This is a genomic window from Mesorhizobium sp. WSM4817, assembly GCF_055811135.1.
The window spans coordinates 48,116-72,417 of sequence record NZ_JBVVQQ010000012.1; the positions used below are offsets into that span (position 1 = coordinate 48,116).

A 24,302-nucleotide genomic window follows, 5' to 3' on the forward strand; every position below is an offset into this window, starting at 1 on the left:
CCCCGGCGCGACAGACTAGCGGTGACCGTAGCCACCATTGCTTTCGATGTCGGCGTCGATCTCGTCGACCGCCGCGTCAAGCGTGTCGGCCACGTCGGCGCCATTGGCGATATCGGCCAGTGCCTTGGTGAAGACCTTGGCCTGGACCACGTAGCCCGGGGTGACCGGGCGCACCAGGGCTTGTGCCTTGGAGAGGTCGAAGAACACCGCGAGCGGGCCGCCATCCTTGTAGTTCTTCGTCATCTGCGCCGCCGAGGGCGTCGGCGGGATCAGGCCGATGCCGTCGGAGAAGGCGGCCAGGTATTTGTCCTGCGCGGCGAACTTGATGAACTCGGCAGCGCCTTCCGGATGTTTTGACTTGGCCGACACGCCGAATTGCCAGGATCCCGCGCCGATCTTGTTGCCGGCGCCGAAATCGGGGGCTGGAAGGAAGACAACGTCATCCACGGCTTCCATCGTTGCCACCGCGCGCCAGTTGCCGTTCCACTGGAAGGCGAACTTGCCGCCGATGAAACCGGTCTGCTGATCGGCCGGGTCCTCGCTGGTGCCAGGCGCATAGCCTCCGGTAAACAGCGCTTGCCACCACTTGCCGAACGCCTGCGCAGCCTCGCCGTTCAGCGCGCCTTCCGCGGTCTTGTAGGTCGAACGGTCGACAATGTCGCCGCCGAAGCTCTGCAGGAACGGCGAGAAGGCGTAGGAATACCACTCGGCCTGGTCGTTCATGCCGAGATCAAGGGCGAATTCATACTTGCCGGAGGCCTTGGCAGCGTCGAGCGCGGCCATGAATTCCTCGCGCGACCAAGGCTTGTCGAGGGTCGGGGTGCGCAAGCCCAATTCATCCAGCGTCGATTGGCGTGCAAAAAGCGCCACCGCCGCCTCCCACAGACCGACCGAATAGAGCTTGCCATCCCACACGCCTTTGGCGCCGGGCAGGAAGTCGGCGAACTCGCTCTTGTCGATCGGCAGCGGCTGCAGATAGCCGGCCCAGGCCCATTTGGGCATGACGGGCCCGTCCACATCCAGAATGTCGGGCAGGTTGCCCGCCAGGGCCGCCGCCGCGACGGAATCATTGTAGCTCTTCTCGGGGAAGCTCTCGATGGTCACCGTCCAGTCGGACTGGCTGGTGTTGAAGTCGGAAATAATCTGGTTGAGGATTCGCGACTCCACCTCATTGCCGGCGCCGTGATACCACATGGTCAACTTGGTCTGCGCCAGCGCGGGCGCACACAGACAGGTCGACGCGATCACCACACCGGCAAGGTGTTTTGTCAGTTTCATCTGATATTCCTCCCTTTTGACTTTAAGGACGCTGGCTGGATCCAAGGCGAGGCCGCCAGGACAGCGGGCCGGGAAGCCAGCGCTCAGTTTCGGGTCGGCCGCTACGGGCCCTTGATGGGGTCGAGCAATGTTCGCGGAAGCCGGACGCATTTGCAATTGCGCAGTTTCACCTGGTCGGAGCAGCAGGTCGACGGCGATTTCCCCTCGTCAGTTCCCGGGCCACTGAGATAGCAGTTCACCTAGGACGATTTTATCGTCCGTCAACTTTCTCCCGGCCGCGTTCAATGTGCAGCTTGAGCGATTCCAAGGGTAACGAGCGCCTTGTGATGTGTCCCCGGCTGCCTGGCGAGTCGTATGACCAAGTCATGGCAAACCTGGCGATGAGGCGGAAGTTCGAAGCGTAGGCGGCTCCGAAGCGGATGGTAGCTTTGTACCGGAAGCGGGTATTGGTGGGCGATGCAGGGATTGAACCTGCGACCCCACCCGTGTGAAGGGTGTGCTCTCCCGCTGAGCTAATCGCCCGCTCGTTGCCCGAAGGCCAAGCGCGCCGCGATATAAGGGAGGCCGGCCGGGGAAGTCAAGGCGATGTGCTGGCGTTCCGACGAAGACCGAATGCAACCACGCCGGGAACGGTCCGGTCGCCGTCGCGCTCAGTGCCCGGCAGCGGCAATCAGGCGTTCGGCCAGACCAAGCGTCAGCGCATCGAAATGCGAGATCACCGCCGACGGTTCGAATTCGCGCACATGGCGGTCGGTGTAGCCGAAATCCACCGCCACCACGGGAATGCCGGCCGCCTTCGCCGTATCGATGTCGGTCTGCGAATCACCGACCATCAGCGCGCGGTGCGGATCGCCGCCGGCGAGCACGATGGTTTCGGTCAGATGGCGCGGGTCGGGCTTGCGGAACGCAAACGTGTCCTGACCGCAAATCGCCGCGAAATGCTTCGCCAGGCCGAGCGCCTCGATCAGCGCCACCGAGTTGGCTTCGTATTTGTTCGTGCAGACGGCCAGGAGATAGCCAGCCGCCTCGAATCGCGCGATCGTCTCGACGACGCCGGGGTAGGGGAGCGATTTGCCCGGGATGTTGTCGGTGTAGTGATCGAGGAACAGCTTTAGCAATCGGTCGTGTTCCTCTACCACCAGCGATCTCTGCTGCGCGGCGTGCGCGCGCTCGATCATCACCCGGCCGCCATGGCCGACGAAGCGCTTGAAGCCGGCCTCGTCGACGGCTGCGAGTTCGCTGGCGGCAAGGCTGTGGTTGAGGCTGTCGAGCAGGTCCGGCGCTGTGTCGACCAGCGTCCCGTCGAGGTCGAACACGATGATCGGTCGGGTCATGGCATGTCCTGTGACGATTGCGCTGCCGGCAGGCGATAGCCGCTGCAGCCCATCCAGGCAAGCCGTGCCAACTCATCCACAGGGCGTCAATCCACAGGGCAAAGTCTTTGACCGGACGGGCAAAGATGCTAGGAGCGCCGAAACAAGCGAAATCCGGGGCAAAGTATGGATGCGAGGCAACTGAAGGTCGAGGCCGCGCGGGCGGCACTTGCCCATGTCAGCGATGGCATGCGGCTTGGCATCGGCACCGGCTCGACGGCCGACGAGTTCGTGCGGCTGCTCGCCGAAAAGGTCGCCACCGGACTTACCATTATCGGCGTGCCGACCTCGGAGCGCACCGCTATCCTCTGCGGCGAGCTTGGCGTGCCACTGTCGACGCTGGAAGAAACGCCCGAGCTCGACCTTACCATCGACGGCGCCGACGAGATCGATCCGGAGCTGACATTGATCAAGGGCGGCGGCGGTGCGCTGCTTCGCGAAAAGATCGTGGCGGCGGCTTCCGCCCGCATGATCGTCATCGCCGACCGTTCGAAGATGGTCGAGACGCTCGGCCGTTTTCCACTGCCGATCGAGGTCAACCCGTTCGGCCTGCGTGCCACGGAAATCGCCGTCGCCGCGGCAGCCGGAAGGCTCGGCCTTTCCGGCCCCGTCACATTGAGGATGACGGGAAGCCAGCCTTTTGTTACAGACGGCGGCCATTTTATCCTCGATGCATCTTTTGGCCGCATTCCGGATACAAGAGCGCTTTCGAATGCTCTCCATGCCATTCCGGGCGTGGTCGAGCATGGTCTTTTCATCGGGCTGGCATCAGCGGCCATCGTAGCCGGCGACGGCGTCCAAACCGTCCATGCCGCCCGAAAATAAGGGAGTTCTATCGATCATGATGTTGCATAACCGGGTTCGCCGTTTTTCTGCAATTCTGGCAGCTTCAGCCGTCTTTGCGTTTTCATCGCCGGCGTTCTCGCAGGACGTCAGCGAAGGGCATCTTAAGGCAGCCCGCGCCGCAGTCGCGGCGATCGACGCGACGGACCCGTTCGACAACATCCTGCCGCAGGCCGCCGCCGCGCTTCAGCAGCAGCTTATCCAAAAGAACCCGGACATGCAGGAGCTGATCGGCAGAACGGTTAGCGAAAAGGCTCTGGCGCTGGCCTCGCGCCGCGCCGATCTCGAGAAGGAAGCGGCCCTGGCCTATGCCAAGGTATTTTCCGAAAAAGAGCTTACCGAAATCGCCGCTTTCTACAATTCCGATACCGGCAAGAAACTGCTCGACAGCGGCCAGGCCGTGACGCGTGAGCTGCTCAAGGCCGCCGAGATATGGCAGAACGGCCTCGCTCGCGACCTCGCCCAGCAGGTCGGCGAAACGCTGGCCGCGGCGGCAAAGGCCACAGCACCGTCAAATGCCGCGGCTCCTGCTGATGGCACGCAGCCGGAAGCACCGAAGAACTGAGCCTGTTTCCGGCGGCGTCATCGCTGCTGGACCGGAAAGCCCGCCTCCGTTGCGCGTCCGACAGGATGCGCGGCGTCCGGGCTTTTCTTTTGCCGGTTTGCAGCCTACCTGTCTCAGACATTTTGAAGGGCAAGGAGCCGCGCCATGGCCGTCTATGACTACGATCTTTTCGTCATCGGCGGCGGCTCCGGCGGGGTGAGGGCGGCGCGCGTGGCGGCGGCACTCGGCAAGCGCGTCGGCATCGCCGAGGAATACCGCTATGGCGGCACCTGCGTCATCCGCGGCTGCGTGCCGAAAAAGCTCTATGTCTATGCCTCGCAATTTCCCGAGCACTTTGCCGACGCCGCCGGTTACGGCTGGACCGTGCCGCAGGCGAGCTTCGACTGGCAGACACTGGTTGCCAACAAGGATCGCGAGATCAGCCGGCTGGAAGCTATCTACAGGAAAAATGTCCAAGGCGCCGGCGGCGAGACGTTTCAGTCACGCGCCATGCTGGTCGATCCGCATGCGGTGCATCTTCTCGGCGAGGACCGCACCGTCACCGCCGACCAGATTCTCATCGCCACCGGCGGCCGCCCGGCACCGCACCCGGCTCTGCCCGGCCATGAGCATTGTATCTTTTCCAACGAGGCCTTCGATCTCAAGGAATTGCCTGACGCGATCATGATCGAGGGCGGCGGCTATATTGCCGTCGAATTCGCCAACATCTTTCACGGCCTCGGCGTCGACACAACGCTGGTCTATCGCGGCAAGGAGATCCTCTCTCGCTTCGACATGGATCTCAGGCGCATGCTGCACGAGACGATGGAAAAGAAGGGGATAAAAATCCTCTGCCATGCCGTGTCCGAATGGGTCAGGAAGCGTCCCGACGGGCGCCTCGACGCTGTCGTCACCGGTGGCAAGGTGCTGACGGTCGATCAGGTCATGCTCGCCATCGGCCGTCTGCCCAATACCGAAAACATGGGGATTGAGGGCGTCGGCATCGAGATGACCAGGACCGGCGCTATCCATGTGGACCAATATTCGCGCACCAGCATCGACAACATCTGGGCGATCGGCGACGTCACCAACCGCGTGCAACTGACGCCTGTGGCGATCCATGAGGCGATGTGTTTCGTCGAGACCGCCTTCAAGGGCAACCCGACCTCGCCCGACCATGAAACGATCGCCACAGCGGTGTTCTCGCAGCCCGAGATCGGCACGGTCGGCCTGTCGGAAGACGAGGCCATAAAGCGTTTTTCCGACGTTGAGGTCTACCGCGCCAGCTTCCGGCCGATGCGCAACACGCTGTCGGGCCGCGACGAAAAGATGCTGATGAAGCTGGTGGTCGACGGCGCCTCGAAAAAGGTGCTCGGCGCCCATATCCTCGGGCCTGATGCCGGCGAGATGGCGCAGCTTCTCGGCATTCCGCTGAAGGCCGGGCTGACCAAGGATGACTTCGATCGCACGATGGCCGTGCACCCGACTGCGGCGGAAGAACTCGTCACCATGTACAAGCCGACCTACCGGGTGAGGGACGGCGAGCGCGCCTGACGTTTTTCCCACACCCTCGCCAACGGAGCACTCGATGCTCGCAAGCAATGGCGCCGCACCACCCGACCACAGATCACCAATCCGATGCGACGTGCAACGATATTCTGTTCGCCGCTATTTCTGCCTGATGCGGCGAGGGAAGCGCAGCCATCTTTCCTCGACCGGCCTTGTTTCCTCGACTGGCCTGGGGTGCGCGAGGATGGTGGTGAGCTCGACCGGCAGGCTCGGCGCCAGCGGCTTTTTGGTCGCGACGCCGTCCGCGATGGCAACGATGCTGTGGTAGAATTCGGCGCCTGAAAGCGACCTTGGCGGCACGGCCTCGTGCATGATCGAGATCACCGTGGCATCTGGACAATTGTCCTTGATCGCTTGATGGAAAGCGATCTTCCCTTCCGGATCGAGCGCTCCGGTCGCTTCATCGAGGAACAGCAGCCCCGGCTGCTGCAGCACGATACGAGCGACAACCAGCTTCTGTTTCTGGCCGCCCGAAAGCACCTGGTCCCAGCTCATTCCGTCGCGGCTCTCATCGCCCATGTGTTCGATGAAATCGCCAAGGCCGGCTTTATGCAGGGCCGATGCAACCTGCGTGTCGGTGTGATCGCGCTCTGAACCGGGCAGGCAGACCAGTTGCTTCAGCGAGACCTGCTGCAGCTTGACCTCCTGGGCGGCATAGAAACTTTCGACCCCTTCCGGAAAGACGATGGAGCCGCGGCCATAGGGCCACAGGCCGTTGATCGCCTTGATCAGCGATGTCTTGCCGCAGCCGGATTCGCCCTTCAGGAACGTCCACTCGCCACGCCGGAAGCGCAAATTCGCGGCACTCAGGAAGGGCGTGGCGTCCTCGCCCTGATGGGTCAGCTCGAGTTTCTGGATGGTCAGGCCGAAAACCGGGTTCTGACGGTCGTAGCGGAAATCGGAACAGCCGGTGAGACTATAGAATTCCTGCGGGTGTTGGACGTTTTCGATCGCGTTGGCGAGTTCGGTCACGCGTAGGCTGTTGGCGCGCAGCGCCGCAATGGAAGGCATGACATGGATGAACCACGAACATTGATTGATGAGTGAGTTGACCATCTCGGAGCCCGTTATGTAGCCCTTGAGGTCGAAACGGTTGTGGATATAGGGCACCAGGCCCGGCGCGTAGGCGACAATGCGGGCGCCGATGAAAGTGTAGACCAGCTCGAAAGAACGATAGCTGGTGTTGACGATGTTCAGCCTTGCCCAGGTGCGGTCGATGTCGACATAAAGCCGTTCGTGCATCGTCTTTTGCACATTCTCGCCCTGGGAGGCGGCGACATGGAAACTGCGGCGCAGGAACGTGGTCAGCTCGCCGCGATAACTGCCTTCGGATTGCTGCATCCGGATGTTGATCCGTTCCAGCAACCTGCCGAGCTTCACCGCGATCCAGGTGTTCAGCGGCACGTAAATGGCGACCGCCAGGAAAGCCAGGACCGCGCTGCCATAGCTGCCGAGGAACTCCAGCCCTTTCACCTCTGCCGAGGTTTCAAGCAGTTTCCGGCCGACGAAATAAAGCGATGTGGCGACAGCCATCACCCCGATGGCGAGGCCGATGGCTCCGCCGGTCATGTCCTTGATCGATTCCTGGACACGCTGATCGATGTTGTCGGGGGCAGCAGCGCCGGAGGAACCGTGCTGAGCATGGAAATGCGTGTGATTGGTGTCGAGAAGCGCTGCGTTGAAGCGGCTGTCCAGCCAAGCGCGCCATTTGCGATGCAGCGTCGCGGAAACAAAAGTGCGGATGCCGGTAAAGCCCGCGTCTTTGAGCACGACCAGAAGGATGAGCACGCCGGCATTGGTGAGCAGCGATGCGAGCGGCGTGGTGTTCGCGGCGTCGTGGTAGAAGGCGATCGAGTTGACCAGTTCCCCGGATGCTTCGGCGAACCAGACGCCAGCCTTGCTGGAGAGCGCGGTAAACAGGGCGATGACCAGCGTCAGCGTCCAGGCCTCCACCCAGCGGTCCGAGAACCAGTAGGCCCGCATCAGTCCCCAGAAGCTGCGCATCGAGGAAACCGGTGTCAGGAGCGGCGACCTTGCGGCACCGCGGAGCCATTTTTCCGATATTGAATGTCGCCCTGGTCTACCGACCCGAATCACAATCCCGCCCAACCCTCTTTTAGTTTTGTTACAGACAGTAACACCAATTGATCATTTTCCATTATCTTTTCTCGGGCTGTCGAGGATTGAACCCCTGGCCGTTGCCATTAAGCAACAGCGGCAACGCCTTGCGAGGTCGCCCTCGACGCCGATTGTCCGTCTAATATCAATGAGTTGCTGATTCACGTGTGCAAGCGTCAGCATCTTCCCCGAGGGAAAGCTTTTGCACAGTTTTGTTATGGGAAGAGCGTGATCGATCGGCCGATTTTTATGCTGCGGAAGACGAATCGACGCAAAGCGCGCCGTCATCTTTGTTGCCAAATCGACCTGGCGACAGCCGGAAAGTGACCGGAGGGCGTTGGCCCGGAGGGCGTTGGCTGCTGTGGCGATGTCGCCAAACGCGCCTATAGAAGGACGTCTATCAGTTCGCTTTCTTCAACTCGCCCCGCGCCTTCGCCGCCGCAACCTGGCGAATGGCGTCGGTGAGCGTGTCAACGTCTTGCGCGCCCATCACCGCATACTTGCCCTCAAGCAGAAAGCACGGCACGCCCGTGATGCCCATGCTCGATGCGGTGGCGATTTCGGTGCGCACCGCCTCGACATCTGCGTCCGTCGGCAAAAGCGTCTCGACGACGGACGCATCCATGCCGGCCTCGCGGGCGGCGTTGATCAGCACGACATGTTCGCCGAGATTGGCGCCTTCCTCGAAATTCAACTGGAACAGACGTCGAACCAGCCGGTTCTGCATGACCTCGCCGGCGGCACCAGCCCAACGGATGAGGCGGTGCGCGTCCAGCGTGTTGGGCGCAACCTTTATGGCGGCGAAGGCGAAATTGATGCCCTCGGCTTCGCCCAATGGCTCGATGCGGGCGTGGATCTCGCTGACGCGTTCGTCACTGCCGAATTTGGCCATCATGTATTCGCGGCGATCCTTGCCTTCGGGCGGGATGGTTGGGTCGAGCTGGAACGGCCGCCAGCGAATATGCACCTCGACCTCGTTTGCCGCGGCGATCGCTTTGTCGAGCCGCTTCTGGCCGATGAAGCACCAGGGGCAGACGACGTCGGAGACCACATCGACGGTAATCGACTTCGCGTCGCTCATCTTGATCTCCTGTTCCGAAGAGGTCACTTCGGCTTGCGCCACCATGTCGGCAGTCGATAACCGGATATGGGGGTCTTTCGCGGATGTTCCAGATAGCTCCAGTAGGCGAGCCATTGCTGCGTGTTGTGCTGCATCGGAACCATGTAGTGGCCGGAGATCAACAACCTGTCGAGGACCCGGACGGCGGCAACATAATCTTCGCGGCTGCGGGCGTCGACAATCGCCTCAAGTGCTGCATCAATCGCCGGATCGGCGACGCCGGCAAGGTTGAACGATCCTTCGGCGGCAGCCGATCCCCAGCGCCCGAACTGCTCGATGCCCGGCGACAGCGAGTTCTCGAAGCCGCTGGCGCCGATCAGCACCTCGAAATTGAAACGTTGCTTGCGTGACTGGATCTGGTCGCCGTCAAGGCTGCGGATGGTGACATCGATGCCGATCTTCGCAAGCGTGCGCTGGTAGATGGCGGCAAGGCGCTCCTCGTTCTGGGAGGCGGTCAGGATCTCGAAGCCGAAGGGTTTCTCCTCGGGATCGAGCATCACTCCATCCTGCAAGGCATAGCCCGCGCCTTTGAATATGTCGAAGGCGGCTTTCAGCACCTTGCGGTCCTGGCCCGAGCCGTCGGTGACAGGTGGCCGCCAGGTGCCGTCCATGACATCGGCTGGCACACGACCCGGGTAGGGCGCCAGGAGCGCCTTTTCCCTGTCGTCGGCCGGATGGCCGAGTGCCGACAACTCGGAATTCTGCCAATAGCTCATGGTGCGCATGTACTTGCCGCCAAACAAGTTCTTGTTGGCCCATTCGAAGTCGTAGAGCATGCCGAGCGCGCGTCGAACCACCGGATTGGAAAACTTCTGCAGCCGCGTGTTGAACAGGAACCCCGTCACCACTGGCGGGATGCCGGTGTCGAACGTTTCGGCGATCACGTCGCCCTTGTGGAAGGCCGGGAAGTCGAGATCGCGCTCGCGCTTGACCGGATCGCTGTCGTCAGCGATGGCGCAGATGCCTTTCTTGAAAGCTTCCAGCTTGGCGTTGGCGTTGAGGAAATATTCGATGGTGATCTGGTCGTAATTGTCGAAACCGCGCTTGGCGGGGATGTCCTTGCCCCAATAATTCGGGTTGCGCTTGAACACGATGCGCTGGCCAGGCGCCACATGCGCCACGGTGTAGGGGCCGCTGCCGATCACCGGTTTCAGCGTGGTCCTGTCGAAGGTCGCCTTGTCGAAAGCGTGCTTCGGCACGATCGGCGTCATCGCGATAACTAACGGAGTCTCGCGATTAGCCTTGTCGTTGAATGTAAAGCGCACGCTGCGGTCGCCGGTCTTTTCCAGTTTGGCGACCATGCTCATGCGGGCGCTGTAGGGTGGCCGGCCTTTCTCGGTAAAGACGTCGTAGGTGAACAGCACGTCTTCCGCAGTCACCGGTTGACCATCAGACCATTTGGCCCTCGGATCGAGGTGGAATTCGATGCTCTTGCGCTCCGGATCAATGTCGGCAGTGTCGGCAAGCAGGCCGTAAAGACTGAAGGCCTCATCGTCGTTGCGCTGCATCAACGGCTCGAAGACGAGATTGCCGAAAATCCTGTCGATCATGCCGCGTGCCGTCGTGCGCAGGCTCTTCAGGATGAACGGGTTGAGATTGTCGAAGCTGCCAACGACGCAATAGGTGATGCTGCCGCCCTTCGGCGCATCGGGATTGACGTAGTTGAAATGCGCATAGTCGGCCGGCAGCGCCGGCTCGCCCTGCATGGCGATCGCGTGTTTCGGCTCCGACAAGGCCGGCCGGGGCGAAAGGGTGATAATCGCGGCGATCAGCCAAACAAGAACGCGGCCCATGACCGTCTCCTTACCGGGTCGGCTTGATGATTCGGAGCGCACCCTAACATGAGCCGACCGCCTCCCGGCTAATCGCGAGCTCAAGAATTGCGGGTATCGGACTGGATTCGGCACCGCTTGCAGTGTAACACGCCGTTCGAAGTCATTCTGTTGCCTCATTTCGGCAACAGTTAGCTGGACCACACGGCGCGAAGAAGCCGGTCCCGGGATCATTTGAGAGGAAGTGCACGATATGACGAGCCTGAACAGCAACGCGTACCGCCTGTCGGTCATGGCCGCTGGAGTGGTCGGCTTTTTGGGCGCACAGCTTCCCGCTGCTCTTGCGCAGCAGCAACAGCAGATTCCGCAGGGCTGGTTCAAAGCCTGCACCAAGCAGGAAGACGTCGACATCTGCAATGTCCAGAACATCACCACCGCCGGCAACGGCCAGCTCGTCACCGGCGTCAGCCTGATCGAATTGAAGGGCAAGGTAAACCGCAAGGTGTTCCAGGTGACGGTTCCGAGCGGTCGCCTGATTCCTCCCGGGATTGGCCTCCAGATCGATACCGCGAAGGCGCAGAAGCTCGACTATGTGATCTGCTTCCCCGACCGCTGCGTGGCGGAAGTGCCGCTGACCGATCAGCTCATCAGTTCCTTCAAGAAGGGTTCGAACCTGACGCTGACCTCAGTCAATTTCCAGAACCAGCCGAACCCGATCAAGGTCGCTCTGACCGGCTTCAGCGGCGCCTTCGACGGGCCGCCGCTGCAGCAGTCGGACATCGAGGATCGGCAGAAGAAGCTTCAGGATTTCGTTGCCAAGAACAACCAGGACTTCGCCAAGAAGCTCAAGGAAGAACAGGACAAAGCGAAGACCGCCAACTGATTCCTGAGGCAAACAAGACAATTTCTCAAGCCAACAAAAAAGCGGGTCATGCCCCGCTTTTTTGTTCCGTCCGGCCTCTTCTTGATCCCATGAGGCCCGCAATCGCGTCAGGTCTCCGCGATTTTCGTCAGGTCCCCGTAATTTTCGTCAGGTCAATGTCTTGACTGGCGTCTCGGCTCGTAGCGTCCGTCCGGCCTCTTGTCGAACATCTCGCCGATCTCCGGATGCCGCACCGGTTCGCCAGACCGGTCCTCGAGCAGGTTCTGCTCAGACACATAGGCGATGTATTCCGTTTCCGAATTCTCGGCGAGCAAGTGGTAGAAGGGCTGGTCCTTGCGCGGCCGCACATCCGCTGGGATCGCCTCGTACCATTCGTCGGTATTGGCGAATTGCGGGTCGACATCGAAAATGATGCCGCGGAACGGAAACAGCCGGTGGCGGACCACCTGTCCGATCGAGAATTTGGCTGTTTTCATCATGGAACTCACCACTAAGTCCTAGAGTGCCGCGCCCTTGGAACGCGCAAAGACTCCCTAAGACCTTGAATTTACGCGTTACGCTTCAAAAAATCGAGCCCGACTTATGGCTGATACCTGACCTATTTGACGCAGACGCCGCATGATTTCAATGCCGAACGCTTGACGCCCCGCCAAGCTACGGGCCAGCCCGCCCTGTGCTAGCGCCGGATCTGTTTCCTTAAGCCGCCGGCGAGCGCTGCAAAACCACTGCCGGGCCGCAGCCCCTCGCGCATGAAAAAGGCGCGGAGCGGCGCGAATCCGCCGAGCACGCCAAGGCCAGCACTGCGCGCCATCTGTGCCGGCAGCATCTGCGAGAGCAGCGATTTGTTGAGCAGGTTGACCGCATTGCTGCGCGCCAGGATGTCGGGCCGGCGCTTGAAATCATAGGCTGCGAGGGCCTTGACGGCGCCCGGGTCATCCCTCTTTTTGCAAGCAATTCCAATCAGATCATCGATATCCCTGATACCAAGGTTGAGACCTTGTGCGCCGATCGGCGGAAACACATGGGCGGCTTCGCCGACAAGTGCGACCCGGTTGCGCGCGAAGCACCGCGGCGTCACGCCGGAAAGCTGGTAGATCTGCCGGCCGGGTTCGACGGAAACCCGGCCCAGCATCGATTGCATCCGCTGTTCGACGCGCATCGAAAGCGCCGCGTCGTCCAGTGCGGCGAGTTCCTTCGCCGTTTCCGGCTCTACCACCCAGACAAGGCTGGACCGGTTGCCGGGCAGGGGAACCTGGGTGAACGGGCCGGTCTCGGTGTGGAACTCGGTCGACGTGAAAGAGTGGTCGCTGCGGTGGCCGAAATTGAGAACCAATGCCGCCTGCAGATAGGACCGCGCCGACGTCGAGATGCCGGCAGCCTCGCGGGCCGGCGACAAACGGCCATCGGCAGCGACGGCCAGCGATGCCGTGATCTCGCTGCCGTCAGGCAGGATCGCATGCGCATGGTCGCCGTCCAGGCGCCAGGTCTCCACCATCGCTTTTCGCCATTCGATGCCGGAATGGGCGGCAACAACACGGGCAAGTGCGGGGTTGAGCGCACTATTGGGTAAATTCAGCCCGAACTGCTGCTCGCCGATTTCGCTGGCGCGGAAAATGACCACCGGGCTGCGGATCAGCCGGCTGGTTGCATCGACGATGCGCATCACCCTCAGCGGTGCGGCCTGGGACCTCACCGCATCGAGGACGCCCAACCGCTCGAGGATCTTCAGGGCCGGGTTCATCAGGGCCGTCGTGCGGCCGTCCTGGCCATTTGCCTCGGGTCCGACGAGCGTCACGGGAAAGCCGGCGTCTGCGAAACCAAGCGCTGCAATCAGCCCTGCCGGGCCACTGCCGGCCACCAGTATCCGTGCTGTTTCCCGACGGTCCAATTCGGCTTCCCGGTTGCGATGCGAGGCGGTCGGTCCGACCTGAGGAGCATATAGATCAGATCATGCGGCTTGATCAACGCGGCGATTCGGCCCATTCGACTGCCATGACCGCCGAAGACCATGATTTCAGTCATCTCGACCGTTTCGGCCGCGCAGCGGCGAGCGTCTCGCGCAATCCTCGACTGGCGGTGAACATCGTTTTGGGCGCAGCCGTCGTCCTGGCATGGCTGTTGCTTGGCGCCATGGCCATACGTGGCGCCGAAAGCCGGGTTCCGGGCGTGGATGCACCCGGCGACACGATGCTCAGGCACCTGCCGGGGCTGCCGCTGCCGGATCTTCTCGAGCGCTTCTTCAGCCTTTGTCTTGCACCTGCGCCGCTCGACGGCGGCGTCGGCGCGCAGGCCGGAGCGCTCATCGTCATGTGGTTCCTGATGGCGGTCGCCACCATGCTGCCTTCGGCGGCGCCGATGATCCGCACCTATTGCGAGATTGCCGATACCGCGCGGATCAAGGGCGAAGCGGTCGTCCATCCGCTGATCCTGGTCGCCGGTTACCTCAGCGTGTGGTTGGCTGCGTCGGCAGTGTTTGCGGCGCTGACGCTCATCGTTCACGCCTTCGCCTCATCTGTGCAGATGCTCGATCCGGTGGTCGGAGCGACAGGAGCGGCTGCGCTTCTGGTTGCTGGCCTCTATCAGTTCAGCGGCCTGAAGGAAGCCTGCCTGACAAAATGCAAAAGCCCGTTCTCGATCCTGTTTTCGAACTGGAGCGCGAGGCCCGGCCGCATTTTTCGGCTCGGCATGGAGCAGGGCGTCTGGTGCCTCGGCTGCTGCTGGGCGCTGATGCTGGTGATGTTCGCCGTCGGTGTGATGAACGTGTTCTGGTTGGCGTTGATCGGCCTGTTCACCTTGATCGAAAAACAGACGGCGGGCAGGCTGCCAACCCGGGTCGCCGGTGCGATACTGCTTGTCTGGGCAACCGCCCTGCTAGTAGTCTCGGCATAGGGAGAGAATTCTATGGCGGATCAAGGCTGGGCAATGAAAGGAGAGTTGGTGCTCTCCTGCAATTGCACGGTTTTTTGTCCTTGCGTGCTCTCTCTCGGCAGTCATCCGCCGACCGAGGGCTATTGTCAGACCTGGGCGGGGTTCCGCATCGATGCCGGCCATTTCGGCGAGGTCGAGCTGTCCGGCCTCAATCTTGGGCTGGTCATGGAAATCCCCGGCTATATGAGCCGCGGCAACTGGACCGCCGGACTGTTCATCGACAAGCGCGCCTCAGTCTACGCGGTAAAGGCGCTGACCAGGATTTTCACCGGCAAGGCTGGCGGGACCACCTCGCTGCTCTCCATCCTGGTCGGAAAGTTCCTCGGCGTCGAGCAGGCGCCGATCACCTATGAGACGCGCGACAGGACCCGAATCTTCCAGATCCCGAAGATCATCGATGGAGCCGTAACGCCGATTTCCGGCAAGGACCGCGACAAGGATACGGTGATCAGCAATTCGGAGTACTGGATCGCACCGGAAATCATCGTCGCCAGGTCCGACAAGAGCAAGATGCGGGCCTTCGGCCGCAACTGGAATTTTGCCGGCCGCTCGGCCGAAATCTGCAAGCTGGACTGGCGGGGCCCGTGAGCAAAAAAACAACGGCCAGAAAAATCACGGCCGGAAAAATCACGGCCAGGAAAATCGCCGACAAGATTCCGAGGCCGAAGAAGAAAGTCACATGGCCGCAGGCGCGCGCGTTTTCGGTGCATCTGCTGACCGCATCAGGCTCGTTCCTGGCGTTCCTGTCGCTGGTGGCGGCGAGCGAGCAGCGCTGGACGGCGATGTTCTGGTGGCTGGGGCTGGCGCTGTTCGTCGACGGCATCGACGGGCCGATCGCAAGGAAGCTCGAGGTCAAGGAAATCCTGCCGACGTGGTCGGGCGAACTCCTCGACAACATCATCGATTACGTCACCTATGTGCTGATACCGGCCTTCGCGCTTTACCAGCGCGGCTTCATGGGCGAGGGCCTGTCGTTCCTGTCGGCGGCGATCATCGTCGTGTCGAGCGCGATCTACTATGCCGACACCGGGATGAAGACCAAGGAGAATTTCTTCAAGGGGTTTCCCGTGGTCTGGAACATGGTGGTGTTCACGCTGTTCGTCATCGAGCCGGGACAATGGGTTTCCTTCGCCGTGGTCGTGGTGGCCGGCATCCTGACCTTTGTGCCGATCAATTTCATCCACCCGGTGCGGGTGGCGCGGCTGCGGCCGATCAACCTTGGCATGACGCTGCTATGGTGCGCTTTCGGAGCGCTGGCGCTGGCGCAGGCAGCTCTTGCCGCCTTCTACGACCAGATCGGTGTCCTGGGCGAGCAGGTGAGTGTCTTCACCAAGATCGGCATCACGGTCACCGGACTTTACCTCGCATGCATCGGCGGTATCATGCAGCTCTTTCCAACGCTCGGCGCCAAGAAAACCTGATCCCATAGAGTCTGGTCCCAAGAGAGCCTCATCAATGTCCAAAGCAATACGCATCCACGCCCATGGCGGTCCGGAGGTCCTGACCTATGAGGACGCCGATCCGGGCCAACCCGGCTCGGGGCAAATCCTGGTCAGGCACACGGCGATCGGCCTCAATTTCATCGACGTCTATCATCGCTCCGGCCTTTACCCGCCGCCAGGCGGTTTCCCGCTGATACCCGGCGGCGAGGCGGCCGGGGTGGTGGTGGAAGTGGGCGCGGACGTCGACTGGCTGAAGCCGGGCGATCGCATCGCCTACGCCGTGACGACTGGCGCCTACGCCGAACAACGCGTGATCGCCGCCGATCGCGTCGTCAAGGTGCCGGACGGCATCAGCGACGAACAGGCGGCCGCCATGATGCTGAAAGGGATGACGGCGGAATATCTGCTGCGCCGTACCTTCGAGGTGAAGGCGGGCGACACGATCCTGTTTCACGCGGCGGCCGGCGGCGTCGGGCTGATCCTCGGCCAATGGGCCAAGCATCTCGGCGCAACCGTGATCGGCACCGCCAGCTCCGCCGACAAGATCGAGCTCGCCAAGGCGCATGGCTTCGACCACGTCATCAACTACCGCGAGCAGGACTTCGTCGCCGGCGTCCTCGCCATCACCGGCGGCAAGAAGTGCGACGTCGTCTATGATTCGGTCGGCAACGACACCTTTCCGGCTTCGCTCGACTGCCTGAAGCCGCTCGGCATGTTCGCCAGCTTCGGCCAATCGTCGGGACCGGTCCCGCCGTTCAGCATGTCCTTGCTGGCGCAGAAAGGTTCGCTGTTTGCAACCCGTCCAACACTGTTCGTCTACAACGCCAGGCGCGAAGACCTGGAGGCGTCAGCCGCCGCGCTGTTCGAAATCGTGCTCAGCGGCGCGGTCAAGATCAAGATCAATCAGCGCTACGCGCTCCAGGACGCCGGCAGGGCGCATTCCGACCTCGAAGGCCGCAGGACGACCGGGACAACCATTTTTGTCCCCTGAGCCTTGCCATCGCTTGGAGCGACCTGCGTCCACTTGGACGCACAAAAGCACGCTCTGACATTTTGAATCTGCGCATCGTGCTTTCCGAAAATCGATTTCGATTTTCGGGCCGATGCGTTAGGTTTCCGCTGAAATTCTTGAAGCTCTTTCAAGACGGGTGCCGCTTTGCGACGACAGCAGGCCACGCATACCATGCCTGCGGGAACACAGAACATATCTGGCAAACCAGATGGGAGGCACTGTGAGTGCAAATCAGGACGACGCCAACCTGCTTGAGGTTCGTGGCCTTACCAAGACGTTCGGCACACTGACAGCGTGCGACCATATCGATCTCATCGTCGCAAAAGGCGAAATCCATGCGTTGCTCGGCGAGAACGGCGCCGGCAAGTCGACGCTCGTCAAAATGCTGTTCGGAACGCTGGAGCCCAATTCGGGCGAGATTTTCTGGAACGGCCAGGCGGTCACGATCACCAATCCCGGCTTTGCGAAGAAGCTTGGCATCGGCATGGTGTTCCAGCATTTTTCGCTGTTCGAGGCACTGACGGCGGCCGAGAACATCGCGCTGTCGCTGGACGACGGTTCGCCGATCAGCACGATCGCCGCGAAGGCGAGGGCGCTTTCCTATAGCTACGGCCTGCCGCTCGATCCGCAATCGCTGGTCGGCGACCTCTCGGTCGGTGAGCGCCAGCGTATCGAGATCATCCGCTGTCTGCTGCAGACGCCGCAGCTCATCATCCTCGACGAGCCGACCTCGGTGCTGACGCCGCAGGAAGCCGACAAGCTGTTCGAGACGCTCGAACGGCTGCGCTCGGAAGGAAAGTCCATCCTCTACATTTCGCACCGGCTGGAAGAGGTCAAGCGTATCTGCGACCGCGCTACCGTGCTGCGCCACGGCAAGGTCGTTGGCCATTGCAATCCGCGCAAGGAAACCGCGGCATCGCTGGCGCGCATGATGGTCGGCAACGACGTGCAGGCCGTGGTGCGCGCGCCGGCCCAGGGTATCGAGACTGCGCAGCCGCTGCTTGAAATCCGCGCGCTCAGCCGCAAGCCCGCAACGCCGTTCTCGATCCCGCTCAGAAACATCAACCTGGCCGTACGCGCCGGCGAAGTGATCGGCATTGCAGGCGTCGCCGGCAACGGCCAGGGCGAGTTCTTCGAATCCGTTTCCGGTGAGGTGCCGCAGCAGGATGCCGCCTCGGTGCGTGTCCGTGGCAAGCACGCCGGCCACCTCAGCATCACCGGCAGACGGCTGAGGGGCGCTGCCTTCGTGCCGGAAGAGCGGCTCGGCCACGGTGCAGCACCGCGCATGAAGCTTTCGGAAAACCTGCTGCTGTCGCGCCATGCCACCGACGGCAAGGTTTTTGTCGGCGCCGGCGGAATGGTCAAAAGCGATGCGATCTATGCAGCTGCCCAACGCATCATCAAGGCGATGGATGTGCGCAAGAGCGCTGCGGACCCGGAGGCGGCAGCGCTTTCAGGCGGCAACCTGCAGAAATTCATCGTCGGCCGCGAACTCGACCGCAGGCCAAGCGTCATGGTCGTCAATCAGCCGACCTGGGGCGTCGACGCCGGTGCGGCCGCCCATATCAGGCAGACGCTTATCGAATTGGCGCGCAGCGGCTCGGCAGTGCTGGTCATCAGCCAGGATCTCGACGAATTGTTCGAGATATCCGACGCGATCGCGGTGATGCACAATGGCGAGTTGTCGAAGCCTTTGCCGATCGCCGAGGCGACGTTCGAAAAGATCGGACTGCTGATGGGCGGGGCCGAGCCGGGCCACGCCGAACACGCTCTGGAGACGTCATGATGCGCCTCGAACTCGTCAAACGGCCGCAGCGCTCGATGCTGTTCTCGGCGCTGTCGCCCTTCATTGCATTCGTGCTGACGATCATTGCCGGCGCCATCCTGTTCGCGCTGCTTGGCGTCAATCCCTTGAAGGCGTTCCAAATCTACTTCCTCGAGCCTGTCAGTCAGGTCTGGCAGCTGCATGAGCTGGCGATCAAGGCGGCACCGCTCATCCTGATCGGGGTCGGCCTGTCGGTTTGCTACAGAGCCAACATCTGGAACATCGGCGCGGAAGGCCAGTTCATCCTGGGCGGCATCGTCGGATCGAGCATTCCGGTGCTGTTTCCGCAGTTTGAAGGGCCGCTGGTGCTGCCGCTGATGCTGCTGTTCGGCATGGTCGGCGGTGCCGCCTACGCCGCCATTCCAGCCCTGCTCAAGGCGCGCTTCAACACCAACGAGATCCTGACCAGCCTGATGCTGGTCTATGTCGCGCAGCTGTTCCTCGACTGGCTGGTGCGCGGGCCGTGGCGCGATCCGAAGGGTTTCAATTTCCCGCAGACGATACAGTTCAACGACTCGGCGATATTGCCGGAACTGATGCCGGCCTCCGGCCGCGCCAATTGGGGTTTCGTGTTCGCGCTGGTCGCGGCGGTGCTGGTCTGGATCCTGATGAGCCGCATGCTGAAAGGCTTTGAGGTCCGCGTGCTCGGCTCAAGCCCCAGGGCAGGGCGCTTCGCCGGCTTCGGCATCCACCGGATGGTGTTCTTCGCCTTCATGCTGTCGGGGGCACTGGCCGGACTTGCCGGCATCTCGGAAGTCTCCGGCGCCATCGGCCAGCTGCAGCCGGTGATTTCGCCCGGCTACGGCTTTGCCGCCATCATCGTGGCGTTCCTCGGCCGGCTCAATCCATTAGGCATTGTCGCGGCGGGCCTGGTGCTGGCGCTGACCTATCTTGGCGGCGAGGCGGTGCAAAGCGCGCTCGGCATCTCCGACAAGGTGGCGCGCGTGTTCCAGGGCATGCTCCTGTTCTTCGTGCTCGGCTGCGACACGCTCATTCACTACCGCATTCGTCTGATCGGCCTGGCTGCGCCGACGCTTGAAGCCGCGCCGAAGCTGGAGGAGGCCCGCTGATGGACATCACCGTCAACATTCTTTTGACCATCGCAACCGCGGCGACGCCTTTGCTGATCGCGGCGATCGGCGAGCTGGTGGTCGAACGTTCCGGCGTGCTCAATCTCGGCGTCGAAGGCATGATGATCATGGGGGCGGTCGGCGGTTTCGGCGCCGGCTATCTCACCGGATCGCCATGGATCGGGTTGTTGGCGGCGATCGCCCTGGGTGCGGTGTTTTCACTGCTGTTCGCCGTCATGACCTTGTCGCTGGCCACCAACCAGGTTGCGACCGGCCTGTCGCTGACACTGCTCGGCCTGGGGCTTTCCGGCATGATGGGCACCAGCTTTGTCGGCCAGCCCGGCGCGAGGCTGCCAAACCTCGACATTCCCGGCCTGACAGCGATGCCCGTCGTCGGCAGGTTGCTGTTCGGCCAGGACCCGATCTTCTACATCTCGATTGCATTGACCGCCGCCGTCATGTGGTTCCTGTTCAAGACCCGCACCGGACTGACGCTGCGCTCGATCGGCGACAGCCACACATCGGCCCATGCACTTGGCATCAAGGTCATCCGCTACCGCTATCTGGCAGTGATCTTCGGCGGCGCCTGTGCGGGCCTTGCCGGGGGCCACCTGTCGCTGGTCTATACGCCGCAATGGGTGGAGAACATGACCGCCGGGCGCGGCTGGATTGCGCTGGCGCTGGTCGTGTTCGCATCATGGCGGCCATGGCGGGTGCTGGCGGGCGCCTATATCTTCGGCGCGGTCTGGATCGGCCAGCTTCATGCACAGGCTTTCGGCATTCCGGTTCCCTCGCAACTGCTTTCTTCATTGCCCTATCTGGCAACCATCGTGGTTCTCGTTCTAATCTCGCGCAACAAGCGTTTGACGATGATGAACACACCGGCTTCCTTGGGGCAGCCATTCGTTCCGGATCGCTGACGATAAAAAGACAAACGGGAAGCTCCAAGGCTTAACTCAGAGAGGTAACACGATGAAAAAACTGCTTATTGCGCTGATGACCGCGGCGGCGGCATTGTCGCTGGCGGCGACCGCCGAAGCGCAGGAAAAGCTGAAAGCCTGTTGGGTCTATACCGGCCCGATCGGTGATTTCGGCTATTCGTACCAGCATGACCAGGGCCGCCTGGACGTGGAGAAGGCGCTCGGCGACAAGGTCGAAACCGCTTATCTGGAGAACGTCTCCGAGGGTCCCGATGCCGATCGTGCCTTCGAGCGCCTGGCGCGCGAAGGATGCAAGATCATTTTCGGTACGTCCTTCGGCTTCATGGACCCCGAAGTGAAGGTCGCCAAGAAATTCCCCGACGTGATGTTCGAACACGCGACCGGCTACAAGACATCAGAAAATCTCGGCATCTACAACGCACGCTTCTACGAAGGCCGCTACATCCTCGGCCAGATCGCCGCCAAGCAATCGAAGTCGGGCGTCGCCGGCTACATCGTTTCGTTCCCGATTCCCGAAGTGGTGATGGGTATCAATTCCTTCATGCTCGGCGCCCAGTCGATCAAGCCGGATTTCAAGGCGAAGATCGTCTGGATCAATTCATGGTTCGATCCGGGCAAGGAAGCCGATGCCGCCAAGGCTCTGTTCGACCAGGGCGCCGACATCATCGTCCAGCACACCGACTCGACCGCTGCCCTGCAAGTCGCCGAAGAGCGCGGACTGCAGGGCTTCGGCCAGTCTTCGGACATGATCAAGTTCGCCCCCAAGGCGCAGTTGACCTCGATCGTCGACGATTGGGGCCCGTACTATATCGGCCGGGTGAAGGCCGCGCTCGACGGCACATGGAAACCCGGCAATGTCTGGCTGGGCATCAAGGACGGCGCCGTTAAAATGGCCCCTTACACCAACATGCCCGACGACGTGAAGGCGATGGCGGAAGCCACCGAGAAGAAGATCGTCGAAGGATGGAACCCGTTCACCGGCCCGATCGCCAAGCAGGACGGCACGCCGTGGCTGAAGGAAGGCGAAGTCGCCGACGACCCGACGCTGCTCGGCATGAACTTCTACGTCAAGGGCGTCGACGACAAGCTGCCGCAGTAAGCGCAAGATGGGCCAAAATCTTGACAGGAAGGGCGCCGCGCGGCGCCCTTTCGTTTAGCAAGAGCCCGAAATAGGGATCGATTTCGGGAAGGGTCATGCGCAAAATCAGGTGTGATGTTATGCGGCGTCCTTTGCCGCCCGAAAGGACGCGGCGCCGTAGGGCGAGATGCGGTCAGACCGCTGAGCCGTAAAGATCGTAGGCGTCGGCACGGTCGATCTTGACGGTCACGACATCGCCGGCGCGCAACGGACGCCGCGACTGGATATGCACCGAGCCGTCGATTTCGGGTGCGTCGTATCTGGTGCGGCCCTTCGCCGAGGTGCCATGCGCCTCGTCGATCAGCACTGGCAGACGCTTGCCGACCTTCCTGGCGAGTTGCGTTGCCGAGATCTTCTGCTGGCGCTGCATGAAACGGTGCCAGCGCGCCTCCTTGATCTCCTGCGGTACCTGTTCGAGGCCGAGGTCGTTGGAGCGGGCGCCCCTGACCGGCTCGTATTTGAAGCAGCCGGCGCGGTCGATCCTGGCTTCGTCCAGCCAGTCGAGCAGCATCTCGAAATCGTCGTCCGTCTCGCCGGGGAAGCCGACGATGAAGGTGGAGCGGATCGCCAGATCCGGACAGATTTCGCGCCAGCCGCGAATGCGGTCGAGCGTCTTTTCGCCATGGGCGGGCCGACGCATGTTCTTCAGCACTCGCGGCGAGGCGTGCTGGAAAGGAATGTCGAGGTAGGGAAGGATCGTTCCTTCGGCCATCAGCGGGATGACATCGGCGACATGCGGGTAGGGATAGACGTAGTGCATGCGTACCCAGACGCCGAGCTTGCCGAGTTCCTCCGACAGATCGAGGAATTTGGCCCGCACTTCGCGATCGCCGAACATGCTGGTCTGGTATTTGATGTCGATGCCGTAGGCGCTGGTGTCCTGCGAGATCACCAGGATTTCCTTGACGCCGGCCTTGGCCAGTTTCTCGGCCTCGCGCAGCACGTCGGCCGCCGGCCGCGAAACGAGATCGCCGCGCAACGCCGGGATGATGCAGAACGTGCAGCGGTTGTTGCAGCCCTCCGAAATCTTGAGATAGGCATAGTGGCGCGGCGTGAGCTTGACGCCTTGCGGCGGCAACAGATCGACATAGGGATCGTGGCTCGGGGGCGCGGCCTCATGCACCGCGGCCATCACGCTCTCGTAGGCCTGCGGACCGGTGATGGCGAGAACGTTGGGATGTTTTTCGCGGATGACGTCCGGTTCGGCGCCGAGACAGCCGGTGACGATGACCCTGCCGTTCTCCGAAAGGGCGGAGCCGATGGCATTGAGCGATTCATCGCGAGCCGAATCGAGAAAGCCGCAGGTGTTGACGACGACCAGATCGGCGCCGTCATGCTTGCGCGCGATCTCATAGCCCTCGGCGCGCAGGCGCGTGATGATGCGCTCCGAGTCCACGAGGGCTTTGGGGCATCCAAGGCTGACGAAACTGACGCGAGGGGCAGACATTTGCGGTTTCCAATGGACGCGGGCCGGAAACCCTTAGGCCCGGCCCGGAAGTCTCGATGCATGTTGATCTTTTGAACTTTCGCAGAAGCTCAATTCGCACGGCGCAATAGCATAGTTCCGCAATCAGGCAAACCGAGGAATGGCTTGGCGCCTCGGGCGGGCCTGCACGCTAAGACCGGCACTGCTCAGGTTCAATGACCGCCCGGCCCGAACCAGGGCGCCAGGAACGCAAACTGTTCGGGCCACTGCTGCACAGCACCATCCAGAAGCATCTTCACGGCGACATAGAAAATGATCACCAGGCCGATATAGGCGATCCAGCGGTACTTATGCAGGAGGCGAGCGACAAACGAAGCGGCGAAGCCCATCAGCGCAATCGACAGGCCCAAGCCGATGATCAGGACCGTCGGATGGTCCATCGCCGCGCCGGCGACTGCAAGGACGTTGTCGAGAGACATCGAAACGTCGGCAATGACGATCTGCCAGGCTGCCTGAGCGAAGGTCTTGCGCGGCCCCTTGCCGCCAATCGTCCCGCTTTTGTCATAATCGACATTCGACAACGCTTCCGTCGCGTCATGTTCCTGCTCGTAGCTGACACGCAACTCGCGCCACATCTTCCAGCACACCCAAAGCAGCAGCAGGCCGCCGGCTATGAGGAGAATGGGGCCGATGGTGAGAAGCCACTGGGTGATCAGAGCGAAGAAGATGCGAAGCACGGTGGCCGCCGCAATGCCGACGAGAATCGCCTTCTTGCGCTGATCCGACGGCAGGCCCGCCGCAGCAAGGCCGATGACGATGGCATTGTCGCCGGCAAGCACAAGGTCGATGGCAATGACCTGGAGCAGGGCCGCGAGGCCGGCGGCGGTAAAAATTTCCATCAGCTGGAATTTCCTTGCTTGGTCGCCAATCGTTCGTGCCCGGACGCCCTAACGTGTATGGTTCCCGTGCGTCAAGGCTCCATGGCGATAAAGACGGCAAACTGCCTATCGCGGGCGACAT

Annotated in this window: 21 protein-coding genes and 1 tRNA gene; 12 read left to right on the forward strand and 10 right to left on the reverse strand. The window is 61.9% G+C overall.

What is annotated here, in order from left to right; genetic code table 11:
• Window positions 1-15: 15 nt before the first annotated feature.
• The 3 genes from AC0L2K_RS17635 to AC0L2K_RS17645 form a co-directional block, all read right to left on the reverse strand.
• Window positions 16-1,278 carry an ABC transporter substrate-binding protein gene (locus tag AC0L2K_RS17635; RefSeq protein ID WP_473531942.1) on the reverse strand — a complete coding sequence of 421 codons (1,263 nt, stop codon included), beginning with the start codon at window positions 1,276-1,278 and terminating at the stop codon, window positions 16-18.
• A 447-nt stretch (window positions 1,279-1,725) separates the two neighbouring features.
• Window positions 1,726-1,800, reverse strand: a tRNA-Val gene (locus AC0L2K_RS17640).
• 128 nt (window positions 1,801-1,928) lie between these two features.
• Window positions 1,929-2,612, reverse strand: a complete 684-nt coding sequence (locus AC0L2K_RS17645; RefSeq protein ID WP_023801851.1) for a phosphoglycolate phosphatase — start codon at window positions 2,610-2,612, stop codon at window positions 1,929-1,931.
• 165 nt (window positions 2,613-2,777) lie between these two features.
• Between AC0L2K_RS17645 and rpiA the strand changes: the two genes are divergently transcribed.
• The 3 genes from rpiA (at window position 2,778) to gor (ending at window position 5,592) form a co-directional block, all read left to right on the forward strand.
• Window positions 2,778-3,476, forward strand: coding sequence for a ribose-5-phosphate isomerase RpiA (gene rpiA / locus AC0L2K_RS17650; protein ID WP_473531943.1), 699 nt, complete (start codon window positions 2,778-2,780; stop codon window positions 3,474-3,476).
• A gap of 16 nt (window positions 3,477-3,492) precedes the next feature.
• Entirely contained in the window at window positions 3,493-4,059 is a 567-nt protein-coding gene (locus AC0L2K_RS17655) for a DUF2059 domain-containing protein (RefSeq protein ID WP_023801849.1), read from the forward strand.
• Between the two features lie 144 nt (window positions 4,060-4,203).
• Window positions 4,204-5,592 carry a glutathione-disulfide reductase gene (gene gor / locus AC0L2K_RS17660; RefSeq protein WP_128169533.1) on the forward strand — a complete coding sequence of 463 codons (1,389 nt, stop codon included), beginning with the start codon at window positions 4,204-4,206 and terminating at the stop codon, window positions 5,590-5,592.
• 114 nt (window positions 5,593-5,706) lie between these two features.
• On the opposite strand, the gene AC0L2K_RS17665 is transcribed toward gor, so the two are convergent.
• The 3 genes from AC0L2K_RS17665 to AC0L2K_RS17675 all read right to left on the reverse strand — a co-directional run bounded on the left by AC0L2K_RS17665 (window position 5,707) and on the right by AC0L2K_RS17675 (window position 10,638).
• Entirely contained in the window at window positions 5,707-7,611 is a 1,905-nt protein-coding gene (locus AC0L2K_RS17665) for an ABC transporter ATP-binding protein/permease (RefSeq protein ID WP_023801847.1), read from the reverse strand.
• Window positions 7,612-8,125: 514 nt separating this feature from the next.
• Window positions 8,126-8,806 carry a DsbA family oxidoreductase gene (locus AC0L2K_RS17670; protein WP_473531944.1) on the reverse strand — a complete coding sequence of 227 codons (681 nt, stop codon included), beginning with the start codon at window positions 8,804-8,806 and terminating at the stop codon, window positions 8,126-8,128.
• Window positions 8,807-8,829: 23 nt separating this feature from the next.
• Window positions 8,830-10,638, reverse strand: a complete 1,809-nt coding sequence (locus AC0L2K_RS17675) for an extracellular solute-binding protein (protein WP_473531945.1) — start codon at window positions 10,636-10,638, stop codon at window positions 8,830-8,832.
• Between the two features lie 232 nt (window positions 10,639-10,870).
• Here AC0L2K_RS17675 and AC0L2K_RS17680 point away from each other — a divergent pair, with 232 nt between their 5' ends.
• Window positions 10,871-11,500, forward strand: coding sequence for an invasion associated locus B family protein (locus AC0L2K_RS17680; RefSeq protein ID WP_023801844.1), 630 nt, complete (start codon window positions 10,871-10,873; stop codon window positions 11,498-11,500).
• 152 nt (window positions 11,501-11,652) lie between these two features.
• Here AC0L2K_RS17680 and hspQ read toward each other — a convergent pair whose 3' ends face one another.
• Both hspQ and AC0L2K_RS17690 read right to left on the reverse strand, forming a co-directional pair.
• Window positions 11,653-11,976, reverse strand: coding sequence for a heat shock protein HspQ (hspQ, locus tag AC0L2K_RS17685; protein ID WP_023801843.1), 324 nt, complete (start codon window positions 11,974-11,976; stop codon window positions 11,653-11,655).
• Between the two features lie 200 nt (window positions 11,977-12,176).
• On the reverse strand, window positions 12,177-13,388 hold the full coding sequence (locus tag AC0L2K_RS17690) for a UbiH/UbiF family hydroxylase (protein WP_473531946.1): 1,212 nt from the start codon (window positions 13,386-13,388) through the stop codon (window positions 12,177-12,179).
• A 62-nt stretch (window positions 13,389-13,450) separates the two neighbouring features.
• Between AC0L2K_RS17690 and AC0L2K_RS17695 the strand changes: the two genes are divergently transcribed.
• The 8 genes from AC0L2K_RS17695 to AC0L2K_RS17730 all read left to right on the forward strand — a co-directional run bounded on the left by AC0L2K_RS17695 (window position 13,451) and on the right by AC0L2K_RS17730 (window position 21,817).
• Window positions 13,451-14,389, forward strand: coding sequence for a DUF2182 domain-containing protein (locus AC0L2K_RS17695; protein ID WP_287342571.1), 939 nt, complete (start codon window positions 13,451-13,453; stop codon window positions 14,387-14,389).
• Between the two features lie 12 nt (window positions 14,390-14,401).
• Complete coding sequence (locus AC0L2K_RS17700) at window positions 14,402-15,016, forward strand: DUF1326 domain-containing protein (protein ID WP_023801840.1); 615 nt, start codon at window positions 14,402-14,404, stop codon at window positions 15,014-15,016.
• Entirely contained in the window at window positions 15,013-15,849 is an 837-nt protein-coding gene (pcsA, locus tag AC0L2K_RS17705) for a phosphatidylcholine synthase (RefSeq protein ID WP_023801839.1), read from the forward strand. The genes AC0L2K_RS17700 and pcsA overlap by 4 nt, the downstream gene beginning before the upstream one ends.
• Before the next feature lie 34 nt (window positions 15,850-15,883).
• Complete coding sequence (locus tag AC0L2K_RS17710) at window positions 15,884-16,861, forward strand: quinone oxidoreductase family protein (RefSeq protein WP_023801838.1); 978 nt, start codon at window positions 15,884-15,886, stop codon at window positions 16,859-16,861.
• 229 nt (window positions 16,862-17,090) lie between these two features.
• Window positions 17,091-18,668, forward strand: coding sequence for an ABC transporter ATP-binding protein (locus AC0L2K_RS17715; RefSeq protein ID WP_473531947.1), 1,578 nt, complete (start codon window positions 17,091-17,093; stop codon window positions 18,666-18,668).
• Complete coding sequence (locus tag AC0L2K_RS17720; protein WP_128169542.1) at window positions 18,665-19,777, forward strand: ABC transporter permease; 1,113 nt, start codon at window positions 18,665-18,667, stop codon at window positions 19,775-19,777. Before AC0L2K_RS17715 ends, AC0L2K_RS17720 begins: the two co-directional genes overlap by 4 nt.
• Window positions 19,777-20,697, forward strand: a complete 921-nt coding sequence (locus AC0L2K_RS17725) for an ABC transporter permease (protein WP_031255985.1) — start codon at window positions 19,777-19,779, stop codon at window positions 20,695-20,697. Before AC0L2K_RS17720 ends, AC0L2K_RS17725 begins: the two co-directional genes overlap by 1 nt.
• Before the next feature lie 52 nt (window positions 20,698-20,749).
• Entirely contained in the window at window positions 20,750-21,817 is a 1,068-nt protein-coding gene (locus AC0L2K_RS17730; RefSeq protein WP_023801834.1) for a BMP family ABC transporter substrate-binding protein, read from the forward strand.
• Window positions 21,818-21,989: 172 nt separating this feature from the next.
• Here AC0L2K_RS17730 and rimO read toward each other — a convergent pair whose 3' ends face one another.
• The gene (gene rimO / locus AC0L2K_RS17735; protein ID WP_023801833.1) at window positions 21,990-23,303 is read right to left on the reverse strand and encodes a 30S ribosomal protein S12 methylthiotransferase RimO; all 1,314 of its coding nucleotides are present in this window, start codon (window positions 23,301-23,303) and stop codon (window positions 21,990-21,992) included.
• 191 nt (window positions 23,304-23,494) lie between these two features.
• Window positions 23,495-24,181: a TerC family protein gene (locus tag AC0L2K_RS17740; RefSeq protein ID WP_473531948.1), complete on the reverse strand. Its 687-nt coding sequence runs from the start codon at window positions 24,179-24,181 to the stop codon at window positions 23,495-23,497.
• Between the last annotated feature and the right edge of the window lie 121 nt (window positions 24,182-24,302).

What these genes read in the sequence shown, in the direction of transcription:
- hspQ (WP_023801843.1), bottom strand. Translation starts at nt 11,976, where the DNA reads ATGAAAACAGCCAAATTCTCGATCGGACAGGTGGTCCGCCACCGGCTG.
- AC0L2K_RS17695 (WP_287342571.1), top strand. Translation starts at nt 13,451, where the DNA reads ATGCGGCTTGATCAACGCGGCGATTCGGCCCATTCGACTGCCATGACC.
- AC0L2K_RS17700 (WP_023801840.1), top strand. Translation starts at nt 14,402, where the DNA reads ATGGCGGATCAAGGCTGGGCAATGAAAGGAGAGTTGGTGCTCTCCTGC.
- AC0L2K_RS17680 (WP_023801844.1), top strand. Translation starts at nt 10,871, where the DNA reads ATGACGAGCCTGAACAGCAACGCGTACCGCCTGTCGGTCATGGCCGCT.
- gor (WP_128169533.1), top strand. Translation starts at nt 4,204, where the DNA reads ATGGCCGTCTATGACTACGATCTTTTCGTCATCGGCGGCGGCTCCGGC.
- AC0L2K_RS17675 (WP_473531945.1), bottom strand. Translation starts at nt 10,638, where the DNA reads ATGGGCCGCGTTCTTGTTTGGCTGATCGCCGCGATTATCACCCTTTCG.
- AC0L2K_RS17715 (WP_473531947.1), top strand. Translation starts at nt 17,091, where the DNA reads ATGGGAGGCACTGTGAGTGCAAATCAGGACGACGCCAACCTGCTTGAG.
- AC0L2K_RS17730 (WP_023801834.1), top strand. Translation starts at nt 20,750, where the DNA reads ATGAAAAAACTGCTTATTGCGCTGATGACCGCGGCGGCGGCATTGTCG.
- AC0L2K_RS17670 (WP_473531944.1), bottom strand. Translation starts at nt 8,806, where the DNA reads ATGAGCGACGCGAAGTCGATTACCGTCGATGTGGTCTCCGACGTCGTC.
- AC0L2K_RS17740 (WP_473531948.1), bottom strand. Translation starts at nt 24,181, where the DNA reads ATGGAAATTTTTACCGCCGCCGGCCTCGCGGCCCTGCTCCAGGTCATT.
- AC0L2K_RS17645 (WP_023801851.1), bottom strand. Translation starts at nt 2,612, where the DNA reads ATGACCCGACCGATCATCGTGTTCGACCTCGACGGGACGCTGGTCGAC.
- AC0L2K_RS17710 (WP_023801838.1), top strand. Translation starts at nt 15,884, where the DNA reads ATGTCCAAAGCAATACGCATCCACGCCCATGGCGGTCCGGAGGTCCTG.
- AC0L2K_RS17665 (WP_023801847.1), bottom strand. Translation starts at nt 7,611, where the DNA reads ATGCGCAGCTTCTGGGGACTGATGCGGGCCTACTGGTTCTCGGACCGC.
- rimO (WP_023801833.1), bottom strand. Translation starts at nt 23,303, where the DNA reads ATGTCTGCCCCTCGCGTCAGTTTCGTCAGCCTTGGATGCCCCAAAGCC.
- rpiA (WP_473531943.1), top strand. Translation starts at nt 2,778, where the DNA reads ATGGATGCGAGGCAACTGAAGGTCGAGGCCGCGCGGGCGGCACTTGCC.
- AC0L2K_RS17655 (WP_023801849.1), top strand. Translation starts at nt 3,493, where the DNA reads ATGATGTTGCATAACCGGGTTCGCCGTTTTTCTGCAATTCTGGCAGCT.
- AC0L2K_RS17635 (WP_473531942.1), bottom strand. Translation starts at nt 1,278, where the DNA reads ATGAAACTGACAAAACACCTTGCCGGTGTGGTGATCGCGTCGACCTGT.
- AC0L2K_RS17725 (WP_031255985.1), top strand. Translation starts at nt 19,777, where the DNA reads ATGGACATCACCGTCAACATTCTTTTGACCATCGCAACCGCGGCGACG.
- AC0L2K_RS17720 (WP_128169542.1), top strand. Translation starts at nt 18,665, where the DNA reads ATGATGCGCCTCGAACTCGTCAAACGGCCGCAGCGCTCGATGCTGTTC.